17 protein-coding genes are annotated in these 18,052 nt (G+C 70.9%); 13 read left to right on the forward strand and 4 right to left on the reverse strand.

The window, feature by feature from the left end; translation table 11 throughout:
• The first annotated feature begins 16 nt into the window (after positions 1-16).
• Together DMP23_RS17300 and DMP23_RS17305 are read left to right on the forward strand one after the other, a co-directional pair.
• Positions 17-3,082 (forward strand): BTAD domain-containing putative transcriptional regulator, encoded by a 3,066-nt coding sequence (locus DMP23_RS17300; RefSeq protein WP_337821704.1) that lies wholly within the window; start codon positions 17-19, stop codon positions 3,080-3,082.
• Between the two features lie 82 nt (positions 3,083-3,164).
• Entirely contained in the window at positions 3,165-4,379 is a 1,215-nt protein-coding gene (locus tag DMP23_RS17305; RefSeq protein ID WP_037806269.1) for a cytochrome P450, read from the forward strand.
• 31 nt (positions 4,380-4,410) lie between these two features.
• Here the strand turns inward: DMP23_RS17305 and DMP23_RS17310 are convergent, their stop codons facing one another.
• From DMP23_RS17310 to DMP23_RS17325, 4 genes are all read right to left on the reverse strand, one after another.
• Positions 4,411-5,010: a TetR/AcrR family transcriptional regulator gene (locus DMP23_RS17310; RefSeq protein WP_037806271.1), complete on the reverse strand. Its 600-nt coding sequence runs from the start codon at positions 5,008-5,010 to the stop codon at positions 4,411-4,413.
• Positions 5,011-5,039: 29 nt separating this feature from the next.
• Positions 5,040-6,137: a hypothetical protein gene (locus DMP23_RS17315; protein ID WP_037806273.1), complete on the reverse strand. Its 1,098-nt coding sequence runs from the start codon at positions 6,135-6,137 to the stop codon at positions 5,040-5,042.
• On the reverse strand, positions 6,134-7,594 hold the full coding sequence (locus DMP23_RS17320) for a hypothetical protein (protein ID WP_037806275.1): 1,461 nt from the start codon (positions 7,592-7,594) through the stop codon (positions 6,134-6,136). The genes DMP23_RS17315 and DMP23_RS17320 overlap by 4 nt, the downstream gene beginning before the upstream one ends.
• Positions 7,595-7,690: 96 nt before the next feature.
• Entirely contained in the window at positions 7,691-8,515 is an 825-nt protein-coding gene (locus DMP23_RS17325) for an amidohydrolase family protein (protein WP_337821705.1), read from the reverse strand.
• Between DMP23_RS17325 and DMP23_RS17330 the strand changes: the two genes are divergently transcribed.
• The 11 genes from DMP23_RS17330 to DMP23_RS17380 are packed head-to-tail and all read left to right on the forward strand — an operon-like array spanning position 8,492 to position 17,943.
• Complete coding sequence (locus DMP23_RS17330) at positions 8,492-9,070, forward strand: acyl-CoA dehydrogenase family protein (protein WP_443111272.1); 579 nt, start codon at positions 8,492-8,494, stop codon at positions 9,068-9,070. The two genes, DMP23_RS17325 and DMP23_RS17330, sit on opposite strands and share 24 nt — an antisense overlap.
• Positions 9,067-9,345, forward strand: a complete 279-nt coding sequence (locus DMP23_RS17335; protein WP_337821706.1) for an aldolase/citrate lyase family protein — start codon at positions 9,067-9,069, stop codon at positions 9,343-9,345. The genes DMP23_RS17330 and DMP23_RS17335 overlap by 4 nt, the downstream gene beginning before the upstream one ends.
• A complete protein-coding gene (locus tag DMP23_RS17340; protein WP_337821707.1) occupies positions 9,345-9,893 on the forward strand; it encodes an HpcH/HpaI aldolase/citrate lyase family protein in 549 nt (182 codons plus the stop codon). Before DMP23_RS17335 ends, DMP23_RS17340 begins: the two co-directional genes overlap by 1 nt.
• Positions 9,890-11,038 carry an acyl-CoA dehydrogenase family protein gene (locus DMP23_RS17345; protein ID WP_037806286.1) on the forward strand — a complete coding sequence of 383 codons (1,149 nt, stop codon included), beginning with the start codon at positions 9,890-9,892 and terminating at the stop codon, positions 11,036-11,038. The genes DMP23_RS17340 and DMP23_RS17345 overlap by 4 nt, the downstream gene beginning before the upstream one ends.
• A 9-nt stretch (positions 11,039-11,047) precedes the next feature.
• Entirely contained in the window at positions 11,048-11,782 is a 735-nt protein-coding gene (gene fabG, locus DMP23_RS17350; RefSeq protein ID WP_037806287.1) for a 3-oxoacyl-ACP reductase FabG, read from the forward strand.
• Complete coding sequence (locus DMP23_RS17355) at positions 11,779-12,645, forward strand: FAS1-like dehydratase domain-containing protein (protein ID WP_337821708.1); 867 nt, start codon at positions 11,779-11,781, stop codon at positions 12,643-12,645. Before fabG ends, DMP23_RS17355 begins: the two co-directional genes overlap by 4 nt.
• The gene (locus tag DMP23_RS17360) at positions 12,638-13,852 is read left to right on the forward strand and encodes an acetyl-CoA C-acetyltransferase (protein WP_134728237.1); all 1,215 of its coding nucleotides are present in this window, start codon (positions 12,638-12,640) and stop codon (positions 13,850-13,852) included. Before DMP23_RS17355 ends, DMP23_RS17360 begins: the two co-directional genes overlap by 8 nt.
• The gene (locus DMP23_RS17365) at positions 13,849-14,301 is read left to right on the forward strand and encodes a MaoC family dehydratase (RefSeq protein ID WP_337821709.1); all 453 of its coding nucleotides are present in this window, start codon (positions 13,849-13,851) and stop codon (positions 14,299-14,301) included. The genes DMP23_RS17360 and DMP23_RS17365 overlap by 4 nt, the downstream gene beginning before the upstream one ends.
• On the forward strand, positions 14,301-15,989 hold the full coding sequence (locus DMP23_RS17370; RefSeq protein WP_037806291.1) for a CoA-transferase: 1,689 nt from the start codon (positions 14,301-14,303) through the stop codon (positions 15,987-15,989). The genes DMP23_RS17365 and DMP23_RS17370 overlap by 1 nt, the downstream gene beginning before the upstream one ends.
• Complete coding sequence (locus DMP23_RS17375) at positions 15,986-16,798, forward strand: enoyl-CoA hydratase/isomerase family protein (RefSeq protein WP_037806292.1); 813 nt, start codon at positions 15,986-15,988, stop codon at positions 16,796-16,798. Before DMP23_RS17370 ends, DMP23_RS17375 begins: the two co-directional genes overlap by 4 nt.
• Positions 16,795-17,943: a CoA transferase gene (locus DMP23_RS17380; RefSeq protein ID WP_337821710.1), complete on the forward strand. Its 1,149-nt coding sequence runs from the start codon at positions 16,795-16,797 to the stop codon at positions 17,941-17,943. The genes DMP23_RS17375 and DMP23_RS17380 overlap by 4 nt, the downstream gene beginning before the upstream one ends.
• The last annotated feature ends 109 nt before the right edge of the window (positions 17,944-18,052 follow it).

The following is an 18,052-nucleotide window of genomic DNA, read 5'->3' on the forward strand; positions in this document are numbered from 1 at the left end:
TGGCAGGATCGGACGGGTGCAGATCAAGATCCTGGGTCCGTTCGAGGTCCGCGACGGCGCTGCAGCCGAGGTGCCGGGCACCCGGTTGCGCGGGCTGCTCGTCGCCCTCGCGCTCCGGCCGGGCCAGGTCGTCCCGAAGGCGTCGCTGATCGACTGGATCTGGGGCGAGCAGCCGCCCGCCGACGCCGCGAACGCCTTGCAACGCCTGGTTTCCCGGCTGCGCAAGGCGCTCCCGGGCGTCGTGGTCGAAGGACTGACCGACGGGTACCGGCTGGCGATCGACGCCGACGCGGTCGACGCGGTGCGCTTCGAGCGGCTCGTCGCCCAGGCCCGCGACCACGGGCCTGGGCGGCTGCGCGAGGCACTGGAGTTGTGGCGCGGTCCGGCGATGCAGGACGTCGGATTGCAGGACAGCGACGCGTTCGACGCGGCGGCCACGCGGCTGGAATCACTGCGGCTGACGGCCATGGAGGACCGGTTCGAAGCCGAGCTCGATCTCGGCGGCGGCGCGGATCTCGTCCCGGAGCTGACCGACCTGGTCGCCGCGCACCCGGTGCGGGAAAGGCTCGTCGCCGCGCTGATGCGCGCGCTCGCCGCCGCGGGCCGCAACACCGAGGCGTTGCAAGCGTTCCAGCGGATCAGGGAAACGCTGGCCGACGAACTGGGCGCCGACCCGTCGCCCGAACTGTCCGCGCTGCACGTCGCGTTGCTGCGCGGCGAGGTCGGACGGCGCGAGGAGAGCCGCAAGACCAACCTGCGCGCCGAATTCACCAGCTACATCGGGAAAGAAGCCGATGTAGCCGCGGTCCGCGACCTGGTTTCGCGGCATCGGCTCACCACCTTGACCGGGCCCGGCGGCTCGGGGAAGACCCGGCTGGCCACGGAAACCGCCCGCACGCTGGTCTCCGGCCTGCACCACGGCGCGTGGCTGGTCGAACTGGCCGCGATCGGGAGCGGGGACGACGTCGCGCAGGCCACGCTGTCCGGGCTCGGCCTCCGCGACGCGCTGCTCGGGGAAGCGTCCGCCGCGGACCCGGTGGACCGGCTGGTCTCCGCGATCCGGGACCGCGAAACGTTGCTGGTGCTGGACAACTGCGAACACGTCATCGAGTCCGCCGCCGCGCTCGCACACCGGCTGCTCGGCGAATGCCGCGGACTGCGGATCCTCGCCACGAGCCGGGAACCGCTGGGGATCACCGGCGAGGCGTTGTGGCCGGTCGAACCGCTCGCCCGCGCCGAGGCCGTCCAGCTGCTCCGCGACCGGGCGACGACGCGCAACCAGGAGCTCGCCGACGACCGGACGCTGGCCCGCATCTGCACCGCGCTGGACGGGATGCCGCTCGCGATCGAGCTGGCCGCGGTCCGGCTCCGCACGATGTCCGCCGAGCAGCTCGCGGACCGTCTCGACGACCGGTTCCGGCTGCTGACCGGCGGCAGCCGCACCGCTCTCCCCCGGCACCGGACGCTGCGCGCGATGGTCGACTGGAGCTGGGAACTGCTCAGCGACGGCGAACGGCTCGTGCTGAGCAGGCTGTCGGTGTTCGCCGGCGGCGCGAGCCTCGAGGCGGCGGAACGGGTCTGCGCGGGAGAACTGGTCGACGAGTACGAGGTGCTGGACCTGCTCGCCGCGCTCAGCGACAAGTCCCTGCTCGTCGCGTTCGGCGAAGGCGCGCCGCGGTACCGGATGCTCGGCACCATCAAGGAGTACAGCGCCGCGCGCCTCGCCGAGGCCGGGGAGACCGAGCTCGCCCGGCAAGCGCATCTCGCGTACTTCACCGAGCTGGCCGAAACCGCGGAACCCCGCCTGCGGCGCGGCGAGCAGCTGGAATGGCTCACCGTTCTCAAGGCAGAGCACGACAATCTCGTCTCGGCCATGCGCGGCGCGCTCGCCGCCGGTGACGCGCACGCCGCGATGCGGCTCGCCGCCGCCTGCGGCTGGTACTGGTGGCTTGTGGGCCGCAAGGCCGAAGGCATGGAACTGATCGCCGCCGCGATCGGGATCCCCGGCGAGGTCCCCGACGGGACCAGAGCCATCGTGTACGCGCTGACCTCAATGTTCGCCACGTCCGGCCCCGGCGACATGCCGGAAGCCGCGCAATGGATCCACAAGGCGTACGAGTTCGGCAAACACGGCCGGCACCTGCACGCGGCGCTGCGGCTGGTGGTGCCGCTGGAAATGATGCTGCGCGACACGGACGCGCTGCTGCCCGCGTGGGAGTCGCTGCTGGACGACGAGGACCCGTGGGTGCGCGCGTTGTCCCGGCTGCACATCGGGAAACTGCGGATGATGCTCGGCCAGGACTGCGAATCCTGGTTCGACGAATCGCTGGTCGAGTTCCGGGTGCTCGGCGAACGGTTCGGCATCTCGTTCGCGCAGACCGAACTGGCCGGCTGCCTCGCCATGCGCGGCGAATTCGGCGAGGCGAGCGAGCATTTCGACCAGGCGATCGCGGTCGTCGCCGAGCTGGACGCCCTCGACGACATCGTCCAGCTGCGCATGCGGCAGGCGCGGCTGCACTGGCTCGCGGGCGACAAGGACGCTTGCGCCGCCGCGGTCGCCGAGGCGGAAAGACTCGCGGAAGGCGTCACGTGGCCCGGGACGCTGGCGTCGCTCGCCCTCGTCCGGGCGGAACTGGCGCGGTGGAACGGCAACGCGCAGGACGCTTTCGACCAGTTCGGCCACGCGATGAGCCTGCTCGGCGACGAAGCGCAGCAACCACATCTGCGCGCCGCGGCCCACGACCTGCACGCGTGGTTCGCGACCGATCTCGAGGAGGCGCGCGAACACCGTGCCGCTGCTTGCGACGCGGCGGCGGAAACCGGACGCGCGCCGGAGATCGCGCAGGCGGTCGTCGGGGTCGCCGACCTGGCGCTGCGGCGCGCGCAGTACGAGCACGCCGCACGGCTGCTGGCCGCGAGCGCGCAGGTGCTCGGCCGGAAAGACCTGTCGAACCCGGACGTGCCGCGGATCGAGCAGGAGGCGCGCAACCACCTCGGCGACGCGGCGTTCGACCGGGCCGCCTGGGAAGGCGCCGCGGGCGTGTGGACCGACCTGGTCACGGAGCCGCTGACGCGGGCCTGATCCCGTGTCAGCGCCGTGACGGCTCGGTGTCTGGGCGCTCGGAGATCGTGGTGACATCAAGCCACCACGAGAGGACTTCCCGATGAACCAGCAGGTTTCCCCGGTCAACGGCCTGCCGATGGGCCGCGACGCAGGCCCGTTCGACCCGCCGTCGGCGATCACCGCGCTGCGCGAAACCCGCCCGGTCAGCCCGATGCTCTTCCCCGACGGCCACGAGGGCTGGCTGATCACCGGGTACGAGGCGGTCCGGCAGGTCATGTCCGACGCCCGGTTCAGCAACCGCCTCGACCTCGGCGTGGTCCACGTGCCGTACGAGACGCCGGGCATGCCGGTCGCCACCGAACCGTCGCCGCAGATCCCCGGGCTGTTCATCAGCATGGACGCCCCCGACCACACCCGGTTGCGGCGCAAGCTCACCGGCGCGTTCACGGTCAAGCGGATGAAGCAGCTCGAAGACGGGATCATCGCGATCACCGAACAGCAACTGGACGCGGTCGCGCAGCTCGCGCCGCCGATCGATCTCGTGCGGGAGTTCGCGCTTCCCGTGCCGTCGCTGGTGATCTGCGAACTGCTCGGCGTTCCCTACGCCGACCGCGAAACCTTCCAGGCGAACTCGTCGAAGTTCATGGAGCGCGACGTAAACCTCGAAGACAAGATGGCCGCCTTCGGCGCGATGATGGGCTACCTCGGCCAGCTGTGCACGGACAAGCGCGCGGAGCCGGGCGAGGACATCCTGTCCGACCTCGCCCGCGACGAGGACCTCAGCATCGAGGAACTGACCGGCATGGCGTTCCTGCTGTTGCTGGCGGGGCACGAGACCACCGCGAACATGCTGTCGCTCGGAGCCTTCGCGCTGCTCGAGCACCCGACGCAGCTGGCGGAACTGCGCGCCGACCCGACGCTGTTCGGCAACGCAGTGGAAGAGCTGATGCGCTACCTGTCGGTGGCTGACATCTTCTACCGCTACGCCACGGAGGACATCGAGGTCGGCGGCGAGACTATTCCGGCCGGCTCGACTGTGGTCGTCTCGCTGCTCGCCGCCAACCGCGACCCGAAGCATTTCGAGGACCCCGACACGATCGACCTGCACCGCAAGGTCCGCGGGCAGGTGGCGTTCGGCCATGGCGTCCACCAGTGCCTGGGACAGCAACTGGCTCGCATCGAGATGCGCGTGGGGTTCGAGGGGCTGTTCCGCCGTTTCCCGGACCTGCGACTCGCGGTTCCGGCTGGGGAGGTGCCGTTGCGGACCAACATGAATATCTATGGGGTGCACGAGCTTCCGGTCACCTGGTCCTGAGCGAGCGCCACATTCACCACCGCGTCGGGCGTCAGCCGCGCAGTGCCGGGCCGATCCAGCGGCGCACCAGGCCTCGCAGTTCGTCGTCGGTCGCCGGTGGTGTCGATGGGTACTGCAGGAACGACATGAACAACCGCATCAGGATCTCGGCGAGTTGCTGGAGTTCGGCGTCGGTGTGCACGCCGGCGGCGGACCAGTCGGCCTCGGTGTCACGCAGGATTCGCGCGCCTAGGGAGAAGGAAGGCGGCGTGGCGGTCCCGGCGGTGAAATAGTCGGCTTCCCCGGCCTGGAGCAGCAAACCGAGGTAGGGCTCGTCGGGCAGGCTGCGGACGGCGAACACGACGGACTCGACGGCGATCTCGACCGGGCTGTCGAACGCGGACAGGTGCCGCCGCATCCGTTCGGCGAACTCCTCGGCGCCCGCGTGGGCGACGGCGCGCAGGATTTCGGCCAGGCCGGGAAAGTAGCGGTAGACGGTCTGCCGGGTCACTCCGGCTTCGGCGGCGATGTGGGAGAGGTTGGTCTTGGCCAGCCCGGCGCGGTCGATGCACGCTATCGCCGCCTGCACGATCCGGCGGCGTGCCTCGTCTTCGGCGCCGGGCGGGTCGCCCTGCCATCCGTGGTACCCCATGGCCCCATCGTTCCAGACGAGACCGCAGGTCACTGACGGGCGGGGCGAGCGGCGGCCAGCAGCGAACCGGCGGCGAGGAAGCACGCGAGCGCGTACGGTCCGCTCCCGATCGGGGAACCGTCACTGGTGATGCCGTCGCGGGCTCCGAAATAGGCGGGCAGCGCGCCGATCCAGAACACTGCCATCCCGCCCAGGTAGATCGCGGGGTAGTACCGGGCGAACGCCGACTGCGGCTCGCCCGCGCCGCGCTCGCCGGAGCGCAGCTGTGCCACGACGATCCACGCGCCGGCCACCCAGACGAGGCCCAGTTCCGCGCCGAGCACCCACGCTTGCGCGACCTGGTTCGGATGATCGCCGCCGAACAGACTCGCCGGGAGTCCGGCGACGGCCATGGTGAACGGGGTGAGGACGCCCGCCGCGAGGATGCGCGGAACCAGCCGCCAGCCGCGGCGCGGTCGGCCGTCTCCGGCCGGGCTGCCGGTGAAGCGCACCACGAGGTAGGTCATCGCTGCCATCGAAACCGAAGCGAACAACAGCATGCTGGTCATCGGAACCGCGGCGAGCGCGGGCTGGTTGACGATGCGGTTGGCCGGGTTCCAGGCCCACCACTTCAGTTGCGGGCCCACCTGGTCGAAGACCTCGTAGAAGACCTGGCAGGCGAACGCGACGGCGACGGAGCCGATCAGCGGGCCGCGGCGGCGGAAGACCCCCAGCGACCGCACCAGTTCGTAGGCGAGCTGGCTGATCACCGGATAGAACGCCACGATGTAAAGCGGCAGCCGGTCCCCCATGAACTGCACGGTGAACCGGTTGTGCGCGAAGATGAATCCGTACAGCCGGTCGAGGCCGAACCATTCGGGGAAGTACAGCGGCGGTTCGGTGACGACGAGATACACCAGCGAAGCCCACCACAGCGCCAGGTTGACCGGATCGCCCGCGCGATAACGGCGCACGGCGTGCCAGAGCGCGAACACGGCTCCGCCGACGATCAGCACCTCCAGCAGCGGCATCGTCCAGTGCGCCAGGTCCCACGGCGCCCGGACCGAGACCACCGGGCTGACGTCGTGGCAGTCGAAACCGAGCCGCCGGGCGACTTCCTCCGCCTCCGGCCCGCAGCCCGCGCTCATCCCGCGACCGCGGCCGGCGAGTAGTCGGTGGCGGGCGGCTCGGCCTGGGGATCGAAGCCTAAGGGCACCCGGTGCCTGCCCAGCATGGAGCGGACGCAGTAGCGGGCCAGCCCGGCGAGCACGCGCGGGGTGCGCATCATCTCGCCCAGCGACTCGTCGAGATTGAAGACCTTCGCGAAATGCTCGTCGACGACGTCGTCCTCCCGGGCGGCGCCGACGACAAGGCTGAACGCTGGGGCGGAGACGGCCGCGAGGAGGCGACGTTGCCACCCAGGCAGGCGTTCGGTGCCCTCCGCGCACTCGTAGCCGCGGTCGCGGGCCATCGCCAGAGTCCAGGGCACCTTGAGCAGGTCGCGTTGCGCCGCAAGGAATCGCGCGCAGAAGCTCGCGTCGAGGTTGGTCGCGCTGGCCAGATGCTCGCGCAGCAGCAGCGCCGAACCCGACGCGGAACTGATGCCCTGTGCGTAGAACGGATTGAACGCGCAGATCGAGTCGCCGACGAACGCCAGGCCTCGCGGCGGGCTCGTCCAGCGGTCGTAGCGCCGCCACCGGTTGCCGGTGGACCGCGTCAGATGCACCTCCGAGGACGGCGTGCACCGGTCCATCGCCGCGGCGAACAACGGCGTCCGCGTCCTGCGCGCCGATTCGACGAAGGCGTCGGCCGTCCGCGGCATCTCCAGTCCCCACGAACCCATGCAGGCGATGACCCGGTCGCCCTCGATCGGGAAGAAGTTCACCAGGAACTCGTGCTCCGCGGGATGCCCGCCGCGGTCCTGGGTCGGCATCAGCACCAGGTGCCGCCACCACCAGGACGCCGGACGGCTCTCCGGCGGCGGCAGCTCGTACCAGCGCGAGGTGTAGGTGACCTTGGCGTCGAGGGTCCGCACCTCGGGCTCCGGCCAGCCCGCCGCCGCCAGCCAGTTCGCGACGGGCGAGCCGCGGCCCATCGCGTCCACGACGAAGTCGGCGTCGAGATGCTCCTCTCCCCCGGGCCGGGCGATTTCGACGCCGGTGACCGCCCCGGGCGCGGTGCCGAGGCCGCGCACCGCCACGTGCTCCCAGATGTCCACATTGGACAGTTCGCGCACCTTGTCCCGCAGCACGCGCTCGATGAGGACGCGCGAGCTGTAGACCATCGTCATCGCACTGCGTTTGCGCGCCGACCAGCCCTCCCGGTCCAGGTAGGCGGCGTCCATCGACGGCATCAGGTGCAGCCCGCCCGCCGCGACGAGGTCGTCCTCGAAACCGGGGAAGAGCGCGGTGATCGCCCGGCGGCCCGAGTTCAGCAGGAAATGCGGGTGCTTGCTCTGCGGCACCCCGCGCCGGTGCTCGGCCCCCTCCGGCAGCTCGTCCCGCTCCAGCACGAGCACCTGATCGAAATACGGGGACAGCGCCCCGGCGGCACACAAGCCCGCGACGCTTCCGCCGAGGACGACAGCGGTCTTGCCGAGCTTCATCCGAACCAGCTCCGCTCGTCATTCATACAACTTTCGAGATAATGTATGAATGATGGACCGGCGTGTCAATCCGCCCGGTCAGCGACCAGCCCCGGGCTACCCGCGGTCGGCCGCGTGCACCAGTCGTCCGTCCTGGTACACCGCGAGGATCCGTTTGCCCAGATCCCGCACGTCGAGCGGATCGCCGTCAACGACGACTAGATCCGCGCGCTTGCCGGGAGTCAGCGAACCCAGCGAGGAACCGAGGCCCATCAGGTTCGCCGCGGACAGTGTCGCGGCGTGCAGGGCGTCGGCCGGGCGCATGCCCTGTTCGACAAGGAGTTCCAGTTCCAGCAGGTTCTCCCCGTGCGGGTACAGCGGCGCGTCGGTGCCCATCGCGATCGGGACGCCCGCCTCGACCGCGCGCCGGACGCTGCCCTCGGTGCGTTCCTTGATCTTCTCGACGATGTGGTCGGGATAGCCCGCTGCCCCGGCTTCGACCGCCTGCCGCAGACCGACTCCGGCGCTCAGGGTCGGGACCAGCCAAGTGCCGCGCTCAGCCATCATCTCGAGCGTCTCGTCGTGCAGGAAATGGCCGTGTTCGATGGAGCGGACCCCGTTGCGGACGGCCGCCTTCGCCCCGTCGCCGTGAGCGTGGGCCATGACGTGCAGTCCCGCCGCCGCGGCCTCGGTGACCATCATGGCGATCTCGTCGTCCCGGAAGTGCGCGATCTTCGGCCCGGCGCCGCCGGACACGACGCCTCCGCTGGTAGCGGCTTTGATGACGTCGGCACCCGCGCGGACCAGCTCCCGGACCTTGCGCCGGATCTCCTCCGGGCCGTCCACCACCACGGGCGGGCGGCCCGGGTGCGGCGGCAGCAGGTCGACCACGCAGGTCGAGGGCCACCACGGGTCGCCGTGCCCGCCCGTCTGGCTCAGCATGTTCAGCGCGCCTGGACCGCGGACGTCACCTTCTCCAACGTCCGAGTGCCTGCCTCCGCGCTCGTCGGCGGCAACGAAGACGACGGGTACCGCGCCGCGATGACCTCCCTCGCGCGGGGTCGCGTGCACATCGCCGCACTCGCCGTGGGTTCCGCGCAGCGGGCGTTGGACGAGTCCGTCGCGTACGCCGCGTCGGCGACGCAGGGCGGTCAGCCGATCGGCGATTTCCAGCTGGTGCAAGCAATGCTGGCGGATCAGCAGACCGGCGTGATGGCCGGCCGCGCGCTGGTGCGGGAGACCGCCGCGCGCTACGTGTCCGGTGAGGACCGGCGGATCGGGCCGTCGGCCGCGAAGCTGTACTGCACGGAGATGGCGGGCAAGGTCGCCGACCTCGCGGTGCAGATCCACGGCGGCACCGGCTACATGCGCGACGTGCCGGTCGAGCGGATCTACCGCGACATCCGGCTGCTGCGGCTTTACGAGGGCACCAGCGAAATCCAGCGCCTCATCATCGGCGGCGGCCTCGTCCGGCAGGCGAAGAAGGCACAGAAATGACCAGCCGCGCGGCTACGCGGGCGCGGGAAGCGACGACCCTCCTGTTCGTCCCGGGCGACCGGCCGGAGCGGTTCGGCAAGGCGATGGCGGCCGGGCCGAGCCTGGTCGTGCTCGATCTGGAGGACGCCGTCGCACCGGAGCGCAAGGTGTACGCGCGGGAACAAGCCGTCGCGTGGCTCGAGGAGAACCCCGAGTGCGCGGTGCGGGTCAACGCCGCCGGCACCGCCTGGCACGACGAAGACCTCGCCGTGCCAGGCGGCGCCGGTGCACGGTGATGCTGCCGAAGGCCGAACCGGCCACGACGCGTGCCGCGGCCGAGCAGCTCGGCGTCCTGCCAGTGGTGATCGCGCTGGTCGAGACCGCGCGCGGCGTGCTGGACGCACGGGAGACCGCCACCGTGCCGAACGTGCAGCGCCTCGCGTTCGGCAGCTTCGACCTCGCTGCGGAGCTGGGGGCCGATCCGGCGGACCGGGACGCGTTCGTCGCCGCGCGGGGCGCGCTCGTGCTCGCCTCCGCCGCGGCGGGACTGCCCGGGCCGATCGACGGTGTCACCGCGGACCTGGACAACGAGCTGCACCTCACCGACGAAGTCCATTACGCACGGCGGCTCGGCTTCGCCGGAAAGCTGTGCGTGCACCCGAAACAGGTGCCCGTCGCCGCCGCGGCGCTGCGTCCGACGCGCGAGGAAGTCCGCTGGGCGCAGTCGATCCTCGACGCCGGCGCGGACGGCGCGGTCGCGGTGAACGGGCAGATGGTCGACAAGCCGGTGCTGGAGCGCGCCCAGCGCGTCCTCCGGCAGGCACGAGAAGGGAACGGGCGATGACGCTCACCGACGACGAACAGCAGATGGCCGCTCTGGTCGCGGAGTTCGTGGACGAACGGGTCCGGCCCCGGGTCCGCGAATTCGAAGCCGACGACATCTACCCCGCCGAGTTCATCGACGAGATGAAGAAACTCGGCTTCTTCGGGCTGCTCGTCCCGGCCGAATACGGCGGCGTCGACGTCAGCACCGCCTGTTTCGCCCGCGTCACCGAAGAACTCGCGCGCGGCTGGATGAGCCTGGCGGGCGCGATCGGCGGGCACTCGGTCATCACTTATCTGATCAAGACCTTCGGCACGCCGGAGCAGCGCGAGAAGTACCTGCCCGCCATGGCCGAGGGGCAGATCCGGGCGACGATGGCGCTGACCGAACCCGGCGGCGGCAGCGACCTCCAGGCGATGCGCACCCAGGCCGTGCCCGGCGACGAGGGCTACACGATCACCGGCTCGAAAACCTGGATCTCCAACGCCGCGCACTCCGGCCTGATCGGCCTGCTGTGCGTCACCGACCGCGACGCGAAACCCGCGCACCGCGGCATGAGCGTCCTGCTCGTCGAACCCGGCGACGGCCTCACCATCTCCAAGAAACTGCCCAAACTCGGCTACCGCGGCGTCGAAGCCTGCGAACTCGTCTTCGACGGCCAGCAGGTGCCCGCGGACGCGGTTCTCGGCGGCACGCCGAACCAGGGCTGGTCGCACATGATGCGCGGACTGGAAGTCGGCCGGATCCAGGTCGCCTCGCGCGCGCTGGGCGTCGGGCAGGCCGCGTTGAACGACGCCGTCCGCTACGCCCAGGAACGCGAGTCCTTCGGCAAGCCGATCTGGAAACACCAGTCGGTCGGGAACCTGCTCGCCGACATGGCCACGAAGATGCGCGCCGCCCGGCTGCTCACCTTGGACGCCGCGGAGAAGCTCGACGCGGGCGAACGCGCGGACATGGAAGCCGGGATGGCGAAACTGTTCGCGTCGGAAACCGCGATGCAGGTCGCGCTCGACGCCATCCGCGTCCACGGCGGCTACGGCTACTCCCGGGAGTACGACGTCGAACGCTACTTCCGTGACGCGCCGCTGATGATCGTCGGCGAAGGCACCAACGAAATCCAGCGCAACGTCATCGCCGCGCAGCTCGTGGCGCGCAACAAGATCTGAGGGAATCCCATGACTCTGCTCAACGGCCGGACCGCTGTCGTCACCGGCGGCGCGCAAGGCATCGGACTCGCCATCGCCCAGCTGTTCGTCGCCCAGGGCGCCCGCGTGGTGCTCGGCGACATCGACGGCGACGCGGCCGCGAAAGCCGCGGACAGCCTGGACGGGGAAGCGGTCGGCGTCGCCTGCGACGTGACCAAGTCCTCCGAGGTGGACGCCCTGCTGGCGGCTGCCGCCGAGTCGTTCTCGCCGGTCGACGTGTTCGTCAACAACGCGGGCATCACCCGCGACGCGACGATGCGGACCATGACCGAGGACGAGTTCGACCAGGTCATTTCCGTGCACCTCAAGGGAACCTGGAACGGCACCCGCAAGGCCGCCGCGATCATGCGCGAGCGCAAGAGCGGCACGATCGTGAACCTGTCGTCGCTGTCGGGCAAGGTCGGCATGGTCGGGCAGACGAACTACTCCGCCGCGAAAGCGGGGATCGTCGGGCTGACCAAGGCCGCGGCGAAGGAGATGGCGCACCACGGCGTCCGGGTCAACGCGATCCAGCCCGGCCTGATCCGCACCGCGATGACCGAGGCCATGCCGCAGAAGGCGTGGGACCAGAAGATGGCCGAGATCCCGATGCGCCGCGCGGGCGAGGTCGGCGAAATCGCTTCGGTGGCGTTGTTCCTCGCGTCCGACCTGTCCTCGTATATGACCGGCACGGTGCTCGAGGTGACCGGCGGGCGGTTCATGTGACCGGCTGGGAACCGCACGCGGTCACGACCGCGGAGCTGGTCGACCCGGCGCCGGTCGCGGCGCTGGCCGCGCTCTTCGACGACGGGCTGCCCGCGCCGCGGCCGGGCGCCGACCTGCCGCCGCTGTGGCACTGGGTCGCGCTCCCCCGCTGGCCGGTCTCCTCCGGGCTCGGCCCCGACGGGCACCCGGCGCGCGGCACGTTCCTGCCGCCGGTCGACCTGCCGCGGCGGATGTTCGCCGGCGGCGAGGTGAGCGTGCACCGGGCCCCGAAGATCGGCGAGACGGTGACCCGGCGGTCCATTGTGGACTCGGTGACCGAGAAGTCCGGCCGTTCCGGGAAGCTGGTGATCGTCGTGGTGCGGACCGTGCTGTCCGGGGTGGACGGTTCGCCGCTCGTCGAGGAACGGCAAGACCTGATCTACCGCGAAGCGGGCGCGACCACCTCCGAGGCAGCGCCCGTGGAACCTGCGGAGCTCGCGGGAGCCCCGTTCCGCCGCACCGAAGACGGCTGGGACTTCGCCACTGACCCCACCCTGCTGATGCGCTTCTCCGCCGCCACCGCGAACGCGCACCGCATCCACTACGACTGGCCGTACGCGACCCGGGTCGAGGGCTATCCCGGCCTGGTCGTGCACGGGCCGCTGATGTCGCTCGCGCTGGCCGAGGTGCTGCGCCTGGACTCCCCCGGCGCCCGCGTGACCCGGCTGGCGCACCGCAACCTGGCCCCGCTGTTCTGCGGGCAGCCCGCGCACCTGCGCACCGAACCGCGTCCCGGCGGCGCGACCCTGACCCTCGTCGGGGACGCCGGACCGCGCACCAGCCTCGAAGCCGACTACCACGAGAAGGACACTCCCGATGCGTGACGCCGTCATCTGCGAACCTGTCCGCACCCCGATCGGCCGCTTCGGCGGTTCGCTCAAGAGCGTGCCCGCCGCCGACCTCGGCACGATCGCGCTGAAAGGCCTGCTGGAGCGCACCGGCCTGCCCGCCGACGCGATCGACGACGTCATCCTCGGCCACTGCTACCCCAGCGCCGAAGCCCCCGCGATCGGCCGCGTCGTCGCGCTCGACGCCGGGCTGCCGGTCACCGTGCCGGGCATGCAGGTCGACCGCCGCTGCGGTTCCGGACTGCAGTCGGTGCTGCTCGCCGCGCTCCAGGTGCAGGCGGGCGCGAGCGACCTGATCGTCGCGGGCGGCGCGGAAAGCATGTCCAACACCGTCTTCTACGCCAACGACCTGCGCTGGGGCGCGGGCGGCGCGGGCGTCCACCTGCACGATTCGCTCACCCGCGGCCGCCAGACGCCGGGCGGCAAGCACTACCCGGTGCCCGGCGGGATGCTGGAAACGGCGGAGAACCTGCGGCGGCAGTACGGCATCACCCGCGAGGAACAGGACCGGCTCGCCGCCGCCTCGCATCAGCGGGCCGTCGCCGCGCAGCAGTCCGGGGTGTTCGCCGAGGAGATCGTCCCGGTGCCGGTCGAGACGCGGAAGGGCACCGTCGTCGTGGACACCGACGAGCACCCGCGCCCGGACACGACCGTCGAAACGCTCGCCAAGCTGCGGCCGGTGCTGGGCAAGCAGGATCCGGAGGCGACGGTCACCGCGGGCAACGCCAGCGGCCAGAACGACGCCGCCGCGGTGTGCGTCGTGACCACCCGCGAACGCGCCGCCGAGCTGGGCCTGCGCCCGCTCGTGCGGCTGGTCTCGCACGGCGTCGCCGGGGTTGAGCCGAAGGTGATGGGCATCGGCCCGGTGCCCGCTTCGGCGCTCGCGCTGGAACGCGCCGGGCTGAAGATCTCCGACATCGACCTGATCGAACTCAACGAGGCGTTCGCCGCGCAGGCGCTGGCGTGCACCCGCGAATGGGGCTTCGGCGAGTCCGACTTCGACCGGCTCAACGTGCACGGTTCCGGGATCTCGCTGGGCCACCCGGTCGGCGCGACCGGCACCCGGATTCTCGCCACGATGGCGCGGGAAATGCAGCGCCGCGAGGCCCGGTACGGGCTGGAGACGATGTGCATCGGCGGCGGTCAGGGCCTGGCCGCGGTGTTCGAGCGGGTCACGGCATGACCCGCGTCTTCGGCTCGGCGGACGAGGTGCGGGCCGCGATCGGCGAGGAGATTTGGCCGACCGACTGGTTCGCCGTCGACCAGGCGCGGATCGACGCGTTCGCCGAGGCCACCGGCGACCGCCAGTGGATCCACACCGATCCCGAGCGGGCCGCGAACGGTCCGTTCGGGGCGACGATCGCGCACGGGTTCCTCACGCTTTCGCTGATCCCGTACTTCAGCGCGCAGCTGGTCCGGCTCGATTTCGGATCCGCGCGGATCAACTACGGGCTGGGCAAGGTCCGCTTCCCGGCACCGGTTCCGGTCGGGTCCCGGCTGCGCGCGAGCGCGTCGTTCGCCGAGGTGAAAGACGGCGCCGCCGGGATCACCGTGACCACGCGGTACACGGTGGAACTCGAAGGCGCGGCGAAACCGGCGTGTGTCGCCGAAACCTTGGTGGTCGTGGCCTGATGACCGAGTTCTGCCAGCTGGACGAAGCCGTCTCGCGGCATGTGCGCGAGGGCGACGCGCTGCACGTCATCCTGGGGCACAGCCGCTGGAGCGCGCTTGTCCGGGAGATCGCGCGGCAGCACTGGGATCGGCCGTCGCGGTTCACGCTGATCATGGCGAGCCTGTCGTCGCTCGGCGCGGTGCTGTTCCGCTCCGGGTGCGTGGAGAAGGTCGTGACTGTCTACTCGGGAGACTCGTTTCCCGTGTTCACGCCGAATCCGGTGTTCCAGCAGGCGTACGCGGACGGTTCGGTCGAGGTCGAGAACTGGTCGTTCCTGAGCTACATCCAGGGGTTGCGCGCCGCGGCGACCGGTGTGCCCGCCGTGGTCACCGGCTCGGTGCGCGATTCTTCGATGGCCGAGAACCCCGGTTACGCGGAGGTCGACACGCCGTTCGGCCGCGTCGGGCTGGTCGCGCCGATCACCCCGGACGTCGCGATCGTGCACGCCGCGGTCGCCGACCGGCAAGGCAATCTGGCCATCGCGCCGCCGATGTTCGAGGGCTCGATCGGCGCGTTCGCCGCGCGGCGCGGAGTCCTCGCGACGGTGGAGAAGGTCGTCGACGACCTGCGGCCATGGGCTTCGTTCGTCCGTGTTCCGGCGCACCGCGTGCTGGCCGTGGTCGAGGCTCCGTTCGGCGCCCATCCCGGCGGGGTCTTCCCCGGCAGCGAGAGCGCTCGGTTGCCCGTCGACGGCTACGCCGAGGACGTCGAGTTCTGGATCGCCGCCCGGGAAGCCAGCCGTTCGGCGGACTTCGACGACTGGATCCGCGAATGGATCCTCCTCGATCACGACGCTTACCTGGCGAAACTCGGTCAAGCGCGGCTGGATCGGCTGACCCGCACGCTCGGGCAGCCGACCCCGCCCACCGGGCGCGGCGACCACACCGGACCGGTGACCCGGCCGGAACGCGCGGCGACCTGGCTCGCCGCACTCGTCCGGTCGCGGATCGCCGAAACCCGAGCCGACGGCGTACTGGCCGGCGCCGGGCTGGCGAACCTCGCCGCCTGGGTGGCCGTCGAACAGGCGAAGGCGGACGGGCACGAGGTCGCGCTCGCGGCCGAACTCGGTCTGTGGGACTACTCCCCGACGCCCGGCGACCCGTTCATCTTCAGCTTCGCCAACTTCCCGTCGTCCTCGATGCTGCTCGACACCGAACAAGCGCTCGGGACGCTCATGAACGGCCCGGCCACGAAGTCGATCGCCTGCGTCGGAGCGGCGGAAATCGACCGCCGCGGCAACATCAACACCACCCGGATCGACGGCGGCCCGTACCTCGTCGGTTCGGGCGGCGGCAACGACGTCGTGACCGGCGCCGACGAGACGTACGTCGTCGGGACGATGAGCCCGCGGCGGTTCATCGAAAACTGCAGCTACGTCACCAGCCCCGGCGCGCGGGTCCGGGCGGTGGTCACCGACCTCGGCATCCTGACCCCGCGCGACGGCGAACTGGTGCTCACCGCGATCGCGCCCGGGCCGGAGCCGCTGGCCGACCGCGTCGCGCACGTCCGGTCGCGCTGCGGCTGGGACCTCGCGGTGGCGGACGACCTGAGCGAACTGCCCGAGGTGACCGCGGACGACGTCGAGCAGTTGCGGAAATACGACCGCGAGGGCTTGTTCCTCGGCGACGGCAGGAAAGGAGCGGCATGAGTCGCTACGCACAGTTCGAGAACCTGCGGGTCGACGGCCCGGACGAGGACGGCGTCGTCGAACTCGTCCTCGACGCCCCGAATCTCAACGCGGTGAGCGAAGCCGCGCACGCCGATCTCGCCGACGTCTGGCGCGAGTTCGACCGCGACCCGGCGGTGAAAGCCGTCCTGCTGCGTGGCGAAGGCAAGGGTTTCTCCGCCGGCGGGTCCTTCGACCTGGTCGAAAAACTCGCCACCGACTTCGAAGCGCGCTCCCGCACCATGCGCGAGGCCCGCGATCTGGTCTACAACGTGATCGACTGCTCGAAGCCGATCGTCTCGGCGATCCACGGCCCCGCCGTCGGCGCCGGGCTCGTCGCCGGAGTGCTCGCGGACGTCTCCGTCGTCACCGCCAACGCCAAGATCATCGACGGCCACACACGGCTCGGCGTCGCGGCGGGCGACCACGCGGCGGTGTGCTGGCCGCTGCTGTGCGGGATGGCGAAAGCCAAGTACTACCTGATGACCTGCCGTCCGCTCAACGGCGCCGAAGCCGAGCGGATCGGCTTGGTGTCGCTGTGCGTCGAGGACGAAGCCGAGCTGCTGCCGACCGCGCGGGAGATCGCCCACGAACTGGCATGCGGCGCGCCCACTGCGATCCGGTGGACCAAGCAGAGCCTCAACCTCTGGTACCGCCAGCTCGCGGGCGCGATCTTCGACTCCTCGCTCGCCTTGGAGTTCTACGGCTTCGGCGGCCCCGAAGTGCACGAGGGCCTGGCCTCGCACCGCGAACGCCGCAAGCCGGACTTCTCCCGGGTGCACGACGCATGAACCCCGCACTGCTGGCGGGATTGCGGGTCGTCGAGCTGTCCGCCTACGTCGCTACGCCGCTGTGCGGGCTCACGCTCGCCCAGCTCGGCGCGGACGTCGTACGGGTCGAACCGCTCGGCGGAGCCGCCGACCGCACGCGCTGGCCGTTGTCCGACTCCGGGACCAGCCTGTACTGGTCCGGGCTGAACAAGGGAAAGCGCGCGGTCGCCGTCGACCTGGAGTCCGAAGTGGACCGCCGCCGGGTCGCCTCGCTGATTCTCGACGGCGGCCCGTGCGTGGTCGTGACGAACACTTCGCGGCACGCCGATCTCGGGTATGAAGCGCTGAGCGCGCAACGGCCGGACCTCATCCACGTCCTGCTGGACGGCCGAGCCGACGGCGGCGCCGCGGTCGACTACACCGTGCAGGCCGCGACCGGCTTCCCGCTGCTCACCGGCACCGGGTCCGAGCCGGTCAACCACGTGCTGCCCGCCTGGGACGTCTGCGCCGGGTTGTACCTCGCGGTGGGCCTGTTGGCTGCCGAACGGCACCGGCAAGTCACCGGCCGCGGCCGATCGATCCGGGTCGCGCTGGAGGACGTCGCCCTCGCCACCGCCGGGAATCTCGGCTATCTCGCCGAAGCGCAGCTGACGGACCATTCGCGGACCAAGTCCGGCAACGAGATCTACGGGACCTACGGCGACGATTTCGAGACCGCCGACGGTGTCCGCGTGATGATCGTGCTGCTCACCGAACGGCACTGGCAGAAAATGCTCGCCGCGACCGGACTGTCCGACGCCTTCGCCGGGTTGAGCGAAGCGCTGGGGATCTCGTTCGCCACCGAGTCCGACCGGTACCGGCACCGGGACGTGATCACACCGCTGCTGGCGCGGTGGTTCGGACAGACGCCGTACGAGGAGGTGGCGGAAGTGCTTACGCGGCACCGAATTCTGTGGGAGCGCTACCGCAGCTTCGCCGAACTCGGCCGCGACGGCGGGGCGGCGCTGCGGGAGCTGGCTCTGTTCGGGAGGGTGGACCAGCCTGGGGCGGGGACGCATTGGGCTCCGAAGTCTCCTGTGCAGGTGGACGGGGCACGGCTCGATCCTCAGCCTGCGCCGGAGGTCGGCCAGCACAATGCTGCGGTGCTGCCTCCGACTCAGGCATAGCTGTCGCCTGCCGTGGGCGCCCTCCCGTTCGGCCGCGGACAAACGCACGTTTATCCCCGTCCGATGCGGCAAACCCTCCGGTGACCGCACCGACGACGAGGAGACCGGA

It is taken from the genome of Amycolatopsis sp. A1MSW2902 (assembly GCF_017312175.1).
Classification (GTDB): domain Bacteria; phylum Actinomycetota; class Actinomycetes; order Mycobacteriales; family Pseudonocardiaceae; genus Amycolatopsis; species Amycolatopsis nivea.

Coding starts and splice junctions, on each gene's coding strand:
- DMP23_RS17335 (WP_337821706.1), top strand. CDS start 9,067: ATGACCAGCCGCGCGGCTACGCGGGCGCGGGAAGCGACGACCCTCCTG.
- DMP23_RS17315 (WP_037806273.1), bottom strand. CDS start 6,137: ATGAGCGCGGGCTGCGGGCCGGAGGCGGAGGAAGTCGCCCGGCGGCTC.
- DMP23_RS17380 (WP_337821710.1), top strand. CDS start 16,795: ATGAACCCCGCACTGCTGGCGGGATTGCGGGTCGTCGAGCTGTCCGCC.
- DMP23_RS17320 (WP_037806275.1), bottom strand. CDS start 7,594: ATGAAGCTCGGCAAGACCGCTGTCGTCCTCGGCGGAAGCGTCGCGGGC.
- DMP23_RS17305 (WP_037806269.1), top strand. CDS start 3,165: ATGAACCAGCAGGTTTCCCCGGTCAACGGCCTGCCGATGGGCCGCGAC.
- DMP23_RS17310 (WP_037806271.1), bottom strand. CDS start 5,010: ATGGGGTACCACGGATGGCAGGGCGACCCGCCCGGCGCCGAAGACGAG.
- DMP23_RS17375 (WP_037806292.1), top strand. CDS start 15,986: ATGAGTCGCTACGCACAGTTCGAGAACCTGCGGGTCGACGGCCCGGAC.
- DMP23_RS17340 (WP_337821707.1), top strand. CDS start 9,345: ATGCTGCCGAAGGCCGAACCGGCCACGACGCGTGCCGCGGCCGAGCAG.
- DMP23_RS17345 (WP_037806286.1), top strand. CDS start 9,890: ATGACGCTCACCGACGACGAACAGCAGATGGCCGCTCTGGTCGCGGAG.
- DMP23_RS17370 (WP_037806291.1), top strand. CDS start 14,301: ATGACCGAGTTCTGCCAGCTGGACGAAGCCGTCTCGCGGCATGTGCGC.
- DMP23_RS17365 (WP_337821709.1), top strand. CDS start 13,849: ATGACCCGCGTCTTCGGCTCGGCGGACGAGGTGCGGGCCGCGATCGGC.
- fabG (WP_037806287.1), top strand. CDS start 11,048: ATGACTCTGCTCAACGGCCGGACCGCTGTCGTCACCGGCGGCGCGCAA.
- DMP23_RS17325 (WP_337821705.1), bottom strand. CDS start 8,515: ATGCTGAGCCAGACGGGCGGGCACGGCGACCCGTGGTGGCCCTCGACC.
- DMP23_RS17360 (WP_134728237.1), top strand. CDS start 12,638: ATGCGTGACGCCGTCATCTGCGAACCTGTCCGCACCCCGATCGGCCGC.